The sequence below is a fragment of the Blastococcus brunescens genome, from assembly GCF_035320885.1.
GTDB classification, from domain to species: Bacteria; Actinomycetota; Actinomycetes; order Mycobacteriales; family Geodermatophilaceae; genus Blastococcus_B; species Blastococcus_B brunescens.
Map to the genome: position 1 here is coordinate 505,162 of NZ_CP141261.1, position 12,620 is coordinate 517,781.

At 72.9% G+C, this 12,620-nt stretch carries 17 protein-coding genes and 2 pseudogenes; 14 read left to right on the plus strand and 5 right to left on the minus strand.

The annotated features are described in order from the left end of the window. Nucleotides 1–33 precede the first annotated feature (33 nt). The 9 genes and pseudogenes from U6N30_RS03595 to U6N30_RS03635 all read left to right on the plus strand — a co-directional run bounded on the left by U6N30_RS03595 (nt 34) and on the right by U6N30_RS03635 (nt 4,861). Complete coding sequence (locus U6N30_RS03595; protein WP_324276166.1) at nt 34–600, plus strand: hypothetical protein; 567 nt, start codon at nt 34–36, stop codon at nt 598–600. Then, on the plus strand, nt 549–1,058 hold the full coding sequence (locus U6N30_RS03600; protein ID WP_324276167.1) for an ATP-binding cassette domain-containing protein: 510 nt from the start codon (nt 549–551) through the stop codon (nt 1,056–1,058). Before U6N30_RS03595 ends, U6N30_RS03600 begins: the two co-directional genes overlap by 52 nt. A gap of 150 nt (nt 1,059–1,208) precedes the next feature. Then, on the plus strand, nt 1,209–1,772 hold the full coding sequence (locus U6N30_RS03605; RefSeq protein WP_324276168.1) for an ABC transporter ATP-binding protein: 564 nt from the start codon (nt 1,209–1,211) through the stop codon (nt 1,770–1,772). Beyond that, nucleotides 1,736–2,341 carry an ATP-binding cassette domain-containing protein gene (locus U6N30_RS03610; protein WP_422678021.1) on the plus strand — a complete coding sequence of 202 codons (606 nt, stop codon included), beginning with the start codon at nt 1,736–1,738 and terminating at the stop codon, nt 2,339–2,341. Before U6N30_RS03605 ends, U6N30_RS03610 begins: the two co-directional genes overlap by 37 nt. Then, nucleotides 2,226–2,981 carry an ABC transporter permease gene (locus U6N30_RS03615; protein WP_324278151.1) on the plus strand — a complete coding sequence of 252 codons (756 nt, stop codon included), beginning with the start codon at nt 2,226–2,228 and terminating at the stop codon, nt 2,979–2,981. Before U6N30_RS03610 ends, U6N30_RS03615 begins: the two co-directional genes overlap by 116 nt. After that, entirely contained in the window at nt 2,978–3,424 is a 447-nt protein-coding gene (locus U6N30_RS03620; protein ID WP_324276169.1) for a hypothetical protein, read from the plus strand. Before U6N30_RS03615 ends, U6N30_RS03620 begins: the two co-directional genes overlap by 4 nt. Before the next feature lie 185 nt (nt 3,425–3,609). Further along, a pseudogene (locus tag U6N30_RS03625) lies at nt 3,610–3,759 on the plus strand (histidine kinase dimerization/phosphoacceptor domain-containing protein); the annotation flags it as partial. A 314-nt stretch (nt 3,760–4,073) separates the two neighbouring features. Then, complete coding sequence (locus U6N30_RS03630) at nt 4,074–4,229, plus strand: ATP-binding protein (protein WP_324276170.1); 156 nt, start codon at nt 4,074–4,076, stop codon at nt 4,227–4,229. Further along, on the plus strand, nt 4,226–4,861 hold the full coding sequence (locus U6N30_RS03635) for a response regulator transcription factor (RefSeq protein ID WP_324276171.1): 636 nt from the start codon (nt 4,226–4,228) through the stop codon (nt 4,859–4,861). Before U6N30_RS03630 ends, U6N30_RS03635 begins: the two co-directional genes overlap by 4 nt. 42 nt (nt 4,862–4,903) lie before the next feature. On the opposite strand, the gene U6N30_RS03640 is transcribed toward U6N30_RS03635, so the two are convergent. Then, the gene (locus U6N30_RS03640; protein ID WP_324276172.1) at nt 4,904–5,356 is read right to left on the minus strand and encodes a hypothetical protein; all 453 of its coding nucleotides are present in this window, start codon (nt 5,354–5,356) and stop codon (nt 4,904–4,906) included. A gap of 120 nt (nt 5,357–5,476) precedes the next feature. On the opposite strand from U6N30_RS03640, the gene ychF reads away from it, so the two are divergent. Continuing rightward, nucleotides 5,477–6,550, plus strand: coding sequence for a redox-regulated ATPase YchF (gene ychF, locus U6N30_RS03645; RefSeq protein WP_324276173.1), 1,074 nt, complete (start codon nt 5,477–5,479; stop codon nt 6,548–6,550). Nucleotides 6,551–7,272: 722 nt separating this feature from the next. Here the strand turns inward: ychF and U6N30_RS03650 are convergent. Then, nucleotides 7,273–7,494, minus strand: coding sequence for a type II toxin-antitoxin system VapC family toxin (locus tag U6N30_RS03650; RefSeq protein ID WP_324276174.1), 222 nt, complete (start codon nt 7,492–7,494; stop codon nt 7,273–7,275). Continuing rightward, nucleotides 7,491–7,751: a hypothetical protein gene (locus U6N30_RS03655; RefSeq protein WP_324276175.1), complete on the minus strand. Its 261-nt coding sequence runs from the start codon at nt 7,749–7,751 to the stop codon at nt 7,491–7,493. Before U6N30_RS03655 ends, U6N30_RS03650 begins: the two co-directional genes overlap by 4 nt. A 466-nt stretch (nt 7,752–8,217) precedes the next feature. Here U6N30_RS03655 and U6N30_RS03660 point away from each other — a divergent pair, with 466 nt between their 5' ends. Then, complete coding sequence (locus tag U6N30_RS03660) at nt 8,218–9,600, plus strand: ATP-binding protein (RefSeq protein WP_324276176.1); 1,383 nt, start codon at nt 8,218–8,220, stop codon at nt 9,598–9,600. Nucleotides 9,601–9,766: 166 nt separating this feature from the next. On the opposite strand, the gene U6N30_RS03665 is transcribed toward U6N30_RS03660, so the two are convergent. Beyond that, the gene (locus U6N30_RS03665) at nt 9,767–10,015 is read right to left on the minus strand and encodes an Ldh family oxidoreductase (RefSeq protein ID WP_324276177.1); all 249 of its coding nucleotides are present in this window, start codon (nt 10,013–10,015) and stop codon (nt 9,767–9,769) included. Next, nucleotides 10,006–10,266: a hypothetical protein gene (locus U6N30_RS03670; protein WP_324276178.1), complete on the minus strand. Its 261-nt coding sequence runs from the start codon at nt 10,264–10,266 to the stop codon at nt 10,006–10,008. Before U6N30_RS03670 ends, U6N30_RS03665 begins: the two co-directional genes overlap by 10 nt. Nucleotides 10,267–10,560: 294 nt before the next feature. Here U6N30_RS03670 and U6N30_RS03675 point away from each other — a divergent pair, with 294 nt between their 5' ends. The 3 genes and pseudogenes from U6N30_RS03675 (at nt 10,561) to U6N30_RS03685 (ending at nt 12,603) form a co-directional block, all read left to right on the plus strand. Continuing rightward, nucleotides 10,561–11,232: a hypothetical protein gene (locus U6N30_RS03675; protein ID WP_324276179.1), complete on the plus strand. Its 672-nt coding sequence runs from the start codon at nt 10,561–10,563 to the stop codon at nt 11,230–11,232. A 73-nt stretch (nt 11,233–11,305) separates the two neighbouring features. Continuing rightward, nucleotides 11,306–11,908: pseudogene (locus U6N30_RS03680) on the plus strand (hypothetical protein); the annotation flags it as partial. Further along, nucleotides 11,848–12,603 (plus strand): DUF8189 domain-containing protein, encoded by a 756-nt coding sequence (locus tag U6N30_RS03685; protein ID WP_324276180.1) that lies wholly within the window; start codon nt 11,848–11,850, stop codon nt 12,601–12,603. The pseudogene U6N30_RS03680 and the gene U6N30_RS03685, both read left to right, overlap by 61 nt. Nucleotides 12,604–12,620 lie beyond the last annotated feature (17 nt).

Genomic DNA, 12,620 nt, shown 5'->3' on the forward strand with positions numbered 1-12,620 from the left:
ACGTGATCGACATGGGCCCGGGCGCGGGCACGCATGGGGGCACGTCGTCTACGAGGGTCGGTCGACGGGCTGCGCGCGTCCGGGACGCTCACCGGCCGGCACCTCGACCGGGTGCACGAGGCGAACCCGGCCCCGCGGTCGGCCACGGGGGCGCTGCGGATCGACCACGCGACGCTGCACAACCTGCAGGACGTGACCGTCGACGTGCCCGCCGGGGTGCTCACGGTGGTCACCGGGGTGGCCGGCTCCGGGAAGTCGTCCCTCGTCCTGGGCGTGCTGCCGCAGCAGCACCCGGACGTCGTCGTCGTCGACCAGAAGCTCACCCGCGGCTCGACCCGTTCGAACACGGCCACGTGGACCGGGGTGCTGGACACCATCCGCAAGTCCTTCGCGAAGGAGAACGGGGTCAAGCCGGCGCTGTTCAGCGCAAACTCCGAGGGTGCCTGCCCCGAGTGCAAGGGCCTCGGGCTGATCTACACCGAGCTCGCCTACCTCGACACCGCCGTCAGCGTCTGCGAGACGTGCGAGGGAAGCGGTTCACCGAGGAGGTGCTCGGCTACCGGCTGCGCGGCAAGGACATCAGCGAGGTCCTGGAGCTGACCGTCGACGAGGCGCGCGGGTTCCTGACGGAGAAGCCGCTGCAGCCGGTGCTGGCCGCGCTCGTGGACGTCGGCCTGCCCTACATCACCCTCGGGCAGCCGCTGTCGACGCTGTCGGGTGGGGAGCGCCAGCGGTTGAAGCTGGCGGTCGAGATGACGGGGGACAGCTCGGTCTACGTCCTGGACGAGCCGACGACGGGCCTGCACATGGACGACGTCGACCGGTTGATCGGGCTGCTGCACCGGCTCGTCGACGGTGGCCGGACCGTGGTCGTGGTCGAGCACGACCTCGACGTCATCGCCCGGGCCGACTGGGTGATCGACCTGGGGCCGGGCGCGGGCCACGACGGTGGCCGGATCGTCTTCCAGGGGACGCCGGGCGACCTGCTGGGCGCCGACACGCTGACCGCGCAGCACTTGCGGGCCCACGTGCGGACGGCGGAGACGGCAGTGGTCTGACGCGTCGGCGACCATCCGATCGGCTCGCCGCCGTCCGTGGTGCGGCCGCCGTGCCCTGACCCGCTGAGGTCCGCCGTCCACCGACCGGTGGACGGCGGACCAGCGGTTCGACGGTCCCGCGCGGCACCCCGTCGGCAGCAGGGTCGTGCCATGACCACGACACAGGCCGCGCCCCGCACGCAGGCGACGGCGACACAGGAGGAACCGGCCGTGCGGATGCGCGGCCTGGTCAAGCGGTACGGGGACCGGGCCGTCGTCGACGGCCTCGACCTCGACGTCGCGCGCGGCGAGGTGTTCGCCCTGCTCGGGCCGAACGGCGCCGGCAAGACCACGACGATCGAGATCCTGGAGGGCGTCCGGAAGCGGGACGGCGGCGAGGTGCGCGTCCTCGGCGTCGACCCGGCCCGGGCCGGACGCGTCTGGCGGGCGCGCATCGGGGTCGTCAGCCAGGGCGAGGGCGCCGCGCAGGAGATCAGCGTGCGCGAGATGCTCGAGCACTTCTCCGGCTACCACGCGACCCCTCGGCCGACGACGGAACTGATCGCCGCCGTCGGGCTGGAGGACAAGGCCGGCACGCGGGTCTCCCGGCTCTCCGGGGGCAGCGTCGCCGCCTCGCGGTCGCACTGGGCGTCCAGGGCCGGCCGGAGCTCGTCTTCCTCGACGAGCCGACGACCGGCATGGACCCGGTCGCGCGCCGGCAGTTCTGGGAGCTGATCCGCGGCCTGCGCGCCGACGGGGCGACCGTGCTGCTGACCACCCACTACCTCGACGAGGCGGCCGAGCTGGCCGACCGGGTCGGTGTCGTCGCCGATGGCCGGCTGGTCGAGGTGGCCCCACCCGACGAGCTCGGCGCGGAGCTGCGGCGGCTGGCCACGGTCCGCTGGACCGAGCACGGCGTGGCGCGCGAGGTGCGCACCGAGTCGCCCGCCGCCGTCCTGCGCGACCTGCTCGCCCGTCCCGGGGACGTCCCGGGACTCACCGTCACCCGCCCGAGCCTGGAGGACGTCTACCTCTCGCTCGTCGGCGTCGCGTCCACCGTTCCCCCGTTCCCACCGCTCCCGAGGGAGACGTCCGATGACCGCCGTCCTGCCTCCGCCCGCCCCGGCCACGCCGGCGCCCCGCCCCGCTCCGCCGTCGGCCGCGCGCATCGCCGTCCGCCGAGTGGGCCTGGAGCTGCGGCTGTTCTTCCGGGAGCGCCAGCAGGTGGTGTTCTCCTTCGCCTACCCGGTGATCATGCTGGTCATCTTCGCGGCGGTCCTGGGTGGCGACGAGCGGCCCGGTGACGTCCCGTTCACGCACTACTTCCTGGCCGGGATCGCGGCGACCGGCATCATGTTGACCAGCTTCCAGGCGATCGGGACCTCGATCGCCACCGAGCGGGAGAGCGGCCAGCTGGAACGGTTGCAGCTGCTGGGCACACCGCCGGTCGCCTACTTCGCGGGCAAGGCCGGGCAGGTGCTGGTCACCACGGCGGCGCAGCTGGCGCTGCTGCTGCCGCTGGCCCACTACGCCTACGACGTCCCGATGCCGGCCGACCTGCAGCACTGGCTGACCTTCGGGTGGGTGGCAGTCCTGGGCGCGCTGGCCGGCACCGTCCTGGGCGTCGCGGTGTCGGCGCTGCGGGGCAGCGCGGCGTCGGTCACCACCGGCATCTCCGCGTTCGCGATCGTGCTGCAGTTCTTCTCCGGCGTCTTCTTCGGCTTCACGGAGCTGCCCAGCTGGATGCAGCAGGCGGCGGCCCTCTTCCCGCTGAAGTGGCTGACGCAGGGCATGCGGTCGGCGTTCCTGCCCGAGGAGGCGGCCGCGTTCGAGATCGCCGGCGGGTGGGAGCACGGCAGGACGGCCCTGGTGCTTGCCGCATGGGTGATCATCGGTGCCGTGGTGTGCGTGCGAACGTTCCGCTGGCGCCGGGCCGACGGGTGAGCTTCCGGCACCGGCTGGCCGCCGCCGTCGTCCCTCCCGCGGAGGACGACGGCGGCGAGCCGCTGTCCGAGCGGAGGTGGCGGACCACCGTCGTCGGGATGCACGTCATCTCGGCGGCGCTGTGGGCGCTGGCCGTGGTCAGCGTGCTGTCCGCGGAGGTGGTGGACGTCGGCGAGCGCGGTCCGGTGCTGGCCGTCCTCGGGGCGCTGGCGCTGTCCTACGCGTTCGCCGGCGGTCCGGCACTCAACGGCGGGCACCGCTGGCGGGCGCTCGTCCACCTCGTCGTGGTGGTCGTCTCCTTCGGTCTGATCGGCGGGCTCGCCCCGGGCTGCTGTTCCTGCTCTTCCTCGCCTATCCGCAGGTGTGGTTCGTCGTCCAGGGGACGCGGACCGGAGTGTTCTGGACGGTGCTGCTCGCGGTCGCCAGCGCGATCGGCCCGCTGACCGATGCGGGAGCCGGACGGTCCTCGCTCGAGGTCCTGCGCGAGTCCGTCATCAGCCTGGTGTTCAGCCTGGCGCTCGGGCTGTGGATCAGCCATGTCCTGCGCCAGAGCGCCGAACGGGCCGCCCTCATCGCCGAGCTGGAGCGCACCCGGGCCGAGCTCGCCGAGCTGAACCGTGCCCAGGGCATGGCCGCCGAGCGGGAGCGGCTGGCCCGCGAGGTGCACGACACCCTGGCGCAGGGCTACACGAGCATCGTCGTCCTGGCGCAGACCGCCGCGGCGGGGCTTCCGCCGGGGACCGTGGGCGTCGCCGAGCGCCTGGCGCTGATCGAGGAGGTGGCGCGGGAGAACCTCGCCGAGGCCCGGGCGATGGTGGCCGCGTTCGCGCCGGTGGCGCTCGATTCGGCCACGCTGGTCGAGGCCCTCGACCGGCTGGTCGAGCGGTTCGGCCGCGAGACGGGACTGGCCACCCGGCTGGACACGTCGGCCCTCGGCCAGGGTGGTGCGGAGCTGAGCCGCAGCGAGGAGATCGTGCTGCTGCGCGGCGCGCAGGAGGCGCTGGCGAACGTGCGCCGGCACGCTTCCGCGACGGCGGTGGTGCTGCGGGTCGGCCGGGTCGGGTCGGGGAGTCGGCGCAGGTGTCGGTGCACGTGGAGGACGACGGGGTCGGCTTCGACCCGGCGGCCGCCTCCGGGGTGGGGCTCGCCGGGCTGCGCGACCGGGCCGAGGAGGTCGGCGGTGCGGTGGACGTCGTCTCGGCGCCCGGGGAGGGAACTCGCGTGACGGTGCGGGTGCCGGCCCGATGACCATCCGCGTCGTCGTCGTCGACGACCACCCGGTGGTGCGCGGCGGCGTCGTCGGGTGGCTGGCGGCGCAGCCAGACATCGACGTCGTCGGGGAGGCGGGTGACGGGCTGGAGGCGCTCGCGCTCGTGGCCGAGCACGCGCCGGACGTCGTCCTGATGGACCTGCGCATGCCGCGCATGGACGGCGTGACGGCGACCGAGCGTCTCGCGGCGGCGCACCCCGCCGTCCGGGTGCTGGTGCTGACCACCTACGACACCGACGCCGACATCGTGCGGGCCGTCGAGGCCGGCGCGACCGGCTACCTGCTCAAGGACACCCCGCTGCCCCAGCTCGCCGACGCCGTGCGCGCGGCTGCCCGTGGCGAGACGGTGCTGGCGCCGCCGGTCGCGGCGCGGTTGGTGTCGCGGATGCGTGCGCCCGCGGTGGAGGCGCCGACGGCCCGGGAGCTGGAGGTGCTCGCCGGGGTGGCGCGCGGGCTGACCAATGCCGACATCGGGCGGGAGCTGTTCATCGGGGAGGCGACGGTGAAGACCCACCTGCTGCGGGTGTTCGCCAAGCTCGGCGTCGACGACCGCACCCGCGCGGTGATGGTCGCGGTGGAGCGGGGGCTGCTGCCGTCGCCGGGCTCGTGACCTCCACTGGCAACGAACTCGTGGGCGGGTGTCAAGGCCTGGTCAGAACCACCACGGCTTCCGGTGGAACGACGACCCGACGGCCGATGGCGCACCTGGCGTCCCGACGGCAGCGAGATCGTCCTTCCCGCTCCGCTGTAGGTCGTGGAGCTCAGGTGCTGTCGTCGCCCGACGCCGTGAAGGTGAACCGCCGCGGTGCGCCGTGCACGGGGAAGTCGCGCTCCACGAGGACCCGCTTCTGCGCTTCGAGAGCCATGCCGGCCGGCACGGTGGGCGGGCCGCCCGCCGGGGAGGACCGGCGGCGAGGGGAACAGCTGCGGCTGGGGGCGTCACCGGGGCTGCGCCGACCAGGGCCACGGCAGCGGCGAGGGTCCGGTCGGCGCGGTCCAGTGCGGCCTCGGCATGGGTGAGCAGCACCTGGACGCGGGCGGTGAGCCAGTACAGCCAACCCACGAGGATGAGAGCGGCGACGATGCTGGCGATGCGGCCGATCATGCGCTGACCTTGGCGTATGGCTCCGGCGACGACAACAGCGGGACCCCGGGAGACGCTCCGGACCCCGTCGCCGTCCGCGTGGGCGATCGCCCGCACCTCGCACCCGTACGCTGGTTCCCCGTGAGTCTCACCATCGGGATCGTCGGCCTGCCCAACGTCGGCAAGTCGACCCTCTTCAATGCCCTGACCAAGAACGACGTCCTCGCGGCGAACTACCCGTTCGCGACGATCGAGCCCAACGTCGGCGTGGTGGGCGTGCCCGACCCGCGGCTGGCGAAGCTCGCGGAGATCTTCGGCTCGCAGAAGATCATCCCGGCGACGGTGTCGTTCGTGGACATCGCCGGCATCGTCCGGGGCGCGTCCGAGGGCGCCGGCCTGGGCAACAAGTTCCTCGCCAACATCCGCGAGAGCGACGCCATCTGCCAGGTGATCCGCGTGTTCACCGACCCAGACGTCGTGCACGTCGACGGCAAGGTGAGCCCGGCCGACGACATCGAGACGATCAACACCGAGCTGCTCCTGGCCGATCTGCAGACGCTGGAGAAGGCGATCCCGCGACTGGAGAAGGAGATGCGCAAGGACAAGGAGCGCGGCGCCCTGCACGCCGCTGCCGTCGACGCGCAGAAGATCCTGAACGAGGGCAGGACACTCTTCGCCGCCGGCATCGACCCGGAGCCGCTGCGCGAGCTCGGCCTGATGACCACCAAGCCGTTCCTCTACGTCTTCAACGTCGACGCCGACGAGCTGGCGAACGCCGAGATGCTCGACGAGCTCCGGGGGCTGGTCGCCCCGGCCGAGGCGATCTTCCTGGACGCGCAGACCGAGTCCGAGCTCGTCGAACTGCCCGCCGACGAGGCCGCGGAGCTGCTCGAGTCGATCGGTCAGAGCGAGCCCGGCCTCGACCAGCTGGCCTCGGTGGGCTTCCGGACCCTCGGGCTGCAGACCTACCTGACCGCAGGACCCAAGGAGTCGCGCGCCTGGACCATCCCGGTCGGCGCCACCGCGCCCCAGGCCGCCGGTGTCATCCACACCGACTTCCAGCGCGGCTTCATCAAGGCCGAGATCGTCTCCTTCGACCAGCTGGTCGAGGCCGGCTCCATGGCCGAGGCCAAGTCCAAGGGCTGGGTCCGCATGGAGGGCAAGGAGTACGTCATGCAGGACGGCGACGTCGTGGAGTTCCGCTTCAACGTGTAGATCGGGCTAAAACCGCAGGTCAACGGCTTGCCGATCCCTCGCAATTCACACTCAGTCCACAAGAATCTGCGAGCAAGGCCTGCGCGGCGGCCCGGGTGCGGTCCTCGGCGCTCGGCCACAGGTGGCTGTACGTGTTCAGCGTCGTGGTGGCGGAGGCGTGCCCGAGGGCCCGCTGCACGGTGACGACGTCGCAGCCGGCCGTGATCAGGCCGGAGGCGTAGAAGTGCGCTCGAGTGCGAACCCCTTCATGATCTGGCGGCCCGACGGATCCCGGAACTACGGGCGGTAGCGCAGCCCCTTGCCGTCCAGCTCCGTGGGCACCAGGCGGCCGGTGGCCGGGTCCCTGCGACGCCATCGGTCCTGGATGCTCGCCATGGCTCCACCCTTCAATCCCGATGGACCTCACCGGAAACCGACGCGGCCGAACGTAGTCCGAGGGCCTGACACGGCGCCGAGCCCGTGCCCCGACGCCGTCCGCGGAGTTCGACCGCGCGCCCCGCCCGGCCCGGCGGGCATCCGGTCAGCTTGAGGTGATCTGGGGAAGCAGCGTGAACGCCGCGACGTGGGCGGGGCGGACGACGTGAAAGGGCGCCGGTCGAAGGTGGCGATCCGATCGATGCGCAGGCGCTCGGCGATGGCGACGAGCGAGGCGTCGGTCCCGCCGAGACGGCGGTCCGCGTACCGCTCAACCAGGTCGGCCATGCGCGCGACGTCGGCACTGGTCAGCTCCGCCAGTTGCAGCCCGCCGGGCCGGATGTCGCGGAGGAACCGGATCTCGACGCCGGGTCCACCCCACTCGTGAGCAGGTAACAGACCTCCGCCAGCACGGTGGGTGGAACCAGCAGCGGCTCGTCGAGGGTCTCGAGCAGCCGCGCCGCGACGTCGTGGTTCGTGTCTGCGGTCCGGTCAGCGGCGACGAGGACGTTCGTGTCGAGGAGGATCACTCGCGGCCGAAGCCTCGCGGCAGGTACTCGTCAGTTCGGGTGGACAGGTCTGTGGGACCACCGTGCACTGAGCCGATGAAGGCGAGCTTGGCACGGGTGGGCCGGGCAGCGTCTTCGCCGCTTGGTTGCTCCGGCTCTTCGTCCGCGCGCACCACATGCAGGCGCTGGCCCGGCCGCACGCCGTGACGGCGCAGCTCGGCGAGCAGCTCGGCTGCATCCTCGGGGACCGTCAGGTCCCAGCCATCGACGGAACTCATGATCACAGAGTATCGGGATTCTCGGACGACAAGCCTTGATCGCTGGAGCCGCTCCCTCCGCGTGAGTATGCCGGCTGTGTTGATCGCCGGAAGGGCGCTGCGCGGCCCTCCGGGTTGGGCCGTCGGCCCACCCTTCCCCGACCCACCCCAGCCGGTCAGGAAGCGGTCATGGGGAGCTGTCAGGGAGTGGCCAGCCGTCGCACTCCGGCAGTCCCGCTTGGGATTCCCTTTCGGACAACCCCAATGCCGTTAGCCGGCCGGTTCCCCGGTTCGAATCGCAGTGATCGGGGGTCGCGCCTGGCTACGCTGCGTCGACGCGGGATCGCGGGTCGTCGAGTCGGGTGGGTGGTCGTGTGACGGTGGATGCTTCGGGCGGGGCGTCGGACGCCGAGGCGCGGCAGCTCGCGGCGGCGTTCCGCTCGCTGCTGGAGTGGGTGCATGCCCCCGAGGGGGTTCGCGCAACGAGGTGGCGGCCCTGGTGCAGGGAGTGCTGGGTGAGGCGGGTACAGCCGAATCGGTGGTCACCCGGCACCTGCCGCCGTTCGAGCAGGTGAACCTGCAGAGCGCGCTGAACGCCTGGTCCGCCGAGAAGGGGCGGCAGGTGGAGGTGCGCGGGGTCGCGCTGCCGCCGCACTACGGCGGGATCATGCTGCAGCAGCTGGTCAGCGGCGAGGGATTGCCGCCGCTGCGGCTGTCCGCGCCCGGGGTGGTGGACCTGCCCGACGGGCCGGGGTCGACGCTGGCCTGCTTGCGGCTGGCGCTGTTGCTGGTCACCGACGCAGCGGGCCGCTACGTGCTGCTGGTGCAGGGGCCGAGTGAGCACCAGCAGGAGCTGACCGTCGAGGTCGCCGGGCTGCCGGTGGGGCAGGCCCAGTCGGTGCTCGGCGAGCTGGACCGACTGCGCCGCCGGCTCAACGTCTACCGTGGCCAGCTGCTGGAAGTGGGGATCACGCCGATGGGCGCGGTCAGCCTGACCTTCCTGGACCGGCCCGCCACCAGCCGTGAGCAGGTGGTGCTGCCCGAGCCGGTGCTGGACCGGATCGAGCGGCACGCCCTCGGCGTGGCGGCCCACCGGGCTGCGCTGACGGCCGCCGGGCAGCACCTCAAGCGGGGCTTGCTGCTGTTCGGCCCGCCGGGGACGGGCAAGACGCACACCGCCCGATACCTGCTCGGCCAGATGACCGGCTACACGCGGCTGCTGCTGACCGGCCGCTCGCTGGCCGCGGTCGGATCGGTCACCGAGCTGGCCCGCGACCTGCAGCCGGCCGTCGTCGTGCTGGAGGATGTCGACCTGGTCGCTGCCGACCGCTCGTTCGGCCCCGGAGGCAGCCCGGTGCTGTTCGACCTGCTCGACGCGATGGACGGCGCCGCCCCGGACGCCGATCTGCTGTTCGTGCTCACCACCAATCGGGCCGATCTGCTCGAACCCGCCCTCGCGGCCCGCCCCGGCCGGGTCGATGTCGCCGTCGAGATCGGGCTGCCTGACGCCGACGCTCGTCAGCGGCTGCTGGAGCTCTACGGCCGCGGCGTTCCGCTGCAGCTGACCGAGGCCGACCGCGACGCGGCGGTCGAGCGTAGCGACGGAGTCACCGCGTCATTCCTCAAGGAGCTGTTGCGCCGTGCCGTCCTCGAGGCCCTGCACGATCACCACCCGCTCACCGCGGTCACCCGCCAGCACTTGTTCCGCGCCCTGGATGACCTGCTCGACTCCACCCAGTCGGTGACCCGAACCCTGCTCGGTGTCGGCGTCGACCCGGCCACACTGCCCGTCGGCAGCCCACAGCCGGCCCCGGTCGGTGCCGGGTGGGTGGCGCACCCTGGACGCCCCGGTCGGCGCTACCGCCCTTGACTGTCCCGGCCGCGGCGCGCGACCCGCGGTCGCCGGACAACTCGCACCGTGTCCCGTCGGTCGATGGCGTACCGGTCGGTGTGCGCCGGTCCTCCGTCCGCTCCGCTGCTTCGCCTGATCCGTGCTTGTCGCGTCGGTCTGGGTGACCTGCGAACTTCTCGTGAGCTCACGCGGATGTGAGCAGGAAGGGTGCTCCACACAGCTCGCAGACCTCGCGGAGGCGTGTGAGAAGGGGCTCGGGCAACGGGATCCCTCGGTCCGCCCGCTCGCTGCGGCTGGCGGCTTCCGGATCGCCGGGCACCAGGACGGGCAGGTCGGGATCTGTCGGGGGTGCCTCGTGCATGTGATCGACGATCGCGCCCAGGTCGTCGTCGAAGCCGTCGTCCTCGCGGAAGAAGGCCGGGTTCACCGCCATGGGAAGTGGCCGATGTCGTCGTGCTCATCAGGGTCGCTCGCGGTCGCTGCGCCGGTGCGGTCATGGCCGTGATGGGGGAGCGGGGGCAGGGGAGTGCAGCGGCTCTGCCCGGTCACGGGGTCGACGTCGTTGGCCTGCGGATCGAGCTCCCGGTTCTGCTGCGCGATCAGCTGCTGTTCCGCTCCCGGTGGCTTCGGTGCGGCTGCCGCCTGCGGGCCCGTCAGAACGGCGATCCACAGGACCACGCACACCGGAGAGACAGTCTTCCGGTTGATGAGACCCGCGCTAGAACGGCCGGGCGCGCGTCGGGCGGGCCTGGTCCGATGGCCGGGGACGGTCCCCCACTGCAGGAAGGCGGTCGATGCCTTCCGGCATGGCTCGTCGCTCTGCTTCACCGCTCGAGCACGCCCGCGCCGCGACGTCCCGCCCGCCACAGGACGGCGGCCACCGGTTGACGGGACCTTCGCACGTCGCGGCGACGACGGCGAACGTCCATCCTCGGGAACACCACCGCTGCGCCTGCTTCCCTGTCTCGAGGTGCCGACATGCTCACGTCCGCCGCCGGGAGAACGCCCGCCGCTCTGGTCGGGATCCTGACACTGCTGCTCAGTGGCCTCGCCGGGGTCACCGGAGGCGTGGCGCAGGCCGCCCCGTCGCCGGACATCACGCTGATCGGCCACGGTTTCGGGCACGGCCGGGGGCTGTCGCAGTGGGGCGCCTACGGCTACGCCACCCGCAGCGGCTGGTCGCACCAGGAGATCCTGGGTCACTACTACGGCGGCACGACGCCGTCCGACATCGGCGACCCGCAGATCTCGGTCGTGCTCACCTGGCTGGACGGCACCGCCCCGACGGTCACCTCTGGCCAGACCTTCGTCGTGGACGGCCGGCAGCTGCCCGCGGGCTCGGCCGCGCGGATCGGACGCAACGCCGACGGCAGCTGGCAGCTGACCACGCTGTCCGGCTGCACCGGGGCGGTCACCGGCTCGTCCCGGATCACGACACCGACCGTCGCGACCGCGGGTCCGCCCGCCACGTACGGCCAGCTCCTGACCCTGTGCGGTCCCCAGGCGCGGGGTTACCGCGGAGCCCTCACCGTGGTCTGGGACGGCGTGCTGCACACCGTCAACGTCCTGGCAATGGACGACTACCTGCGCGGGGTCCTGCCGCGGGAGATGCCCGCTTCCTGGGGGACGCAGCCGGGGGTGCGGGCATGAACGCGCTGCGGGCGCAGGCCGTGGCCGCCCGGTCCTACGCGCAGTCGGAGAACCGCACCCCTACGCGAAGACGTGCGACACCACGACGTGCCAGGTGTACGAGGGCGCCGCCCTCGGCGGGGCCTCCGTGGAGGACGCCCGCACCACACGCGCCGTCCAGGAGACCTCGGGCGACGTGCTGACGCTGCGGGGCGCGCCGGCCCGCGCCGAGTTCCACTCGTCCAGCGGCGGCTGGACCGCGGGCGGGACCTTCCCGGCGGTCCGCGACGACGGCGACGTCGCCTCGCCGCACCACGACTGGGTCACGGCAGTGCCCAGGACGACGATCTCCGCGGCCTTCGGTGTCGGGACGCTGACGGCGGTCACCGTCCTGAGCCGGAACGGCCTGGGTGCCGACGGTGGGCGCGTCCTCAGCGTGCGGGTGGTGGGCGAGTCGGGATCGGTGGTGGTCACCGGTGCGGCCTTCCGGGGCTCCCTCGGACTGCGCTCGGACTGGTTCACGGTGCGGCCGGTCCTGGACCCGCTGCGCGACGACCTCGCACCGGTCGGGGTGTCCGCCGTCCGCACCGACGCGGGCGTGCTCGTCTTCGTGCGCGGCACCGACGGCGCCCCTGGGTGTCGACGGCCCAGGGAACGGCGTTCGGCCCCTTCCAGCGCATCCCGGGCCGGATGCTGAAGGCGCCGGCCGCGGTGACGGGGAACGGCAGCCGGATCGACCTGTTCGTGGTCGGCGCCGACCGGGCGCTGTGGCACACCGTGACCACCGTCGACGGGTCGGGCCGGCCCACCGGGTTCGCGCCCTGGCAGAGCCTCGGGGGCGTGCTGACCAGCTCCCCGGCGGCGGCGAGCAGCACCTCGGGGCGGCTGATCGTGTCGGGTCGTGGGGCGGACGGCGCGATCTGGTCGCGGACCTGGGACGGCGGCGGCTGGCAGCAGTGGCGATCGGCCGGTGGTCTCAGCGTCTCGGCGCCCGCCGTGGACGTCGTGGGCGCGGACACCTACCGCATGCTCGTCGTCGGCACCGACGGGGGCGTGTGGAGCCAGCAGGTCGCGGCGGCGACCGGCGTGCCCACCAGCGCATGGGGCGCGCTGGGCGAGGCGACCACCGTGGCGCCTGCGACGAGCGCGACGGCCTGGTGGGCCCGTGACATCCGGGCCGTCGGGTACGCCACGGGCTCCGGCGTCCGTCAGCGCTGGGCCGACGGCCGGCTGGTCCCGCTCGGCGGCGCCGTCACCTCCGCGCTTGGGCTCGTGGAATTCGGGCCGTCGACGACCTGGACCTTCGCCCGCGGGACGGACAACGCCCTCTGGGTGAACGTCTTCACCGGCACCGGCGGGACGTGGCGAAAGATCGGCGGCGTGGTGGCGTGAGCGGAGGCCGCTCCCGG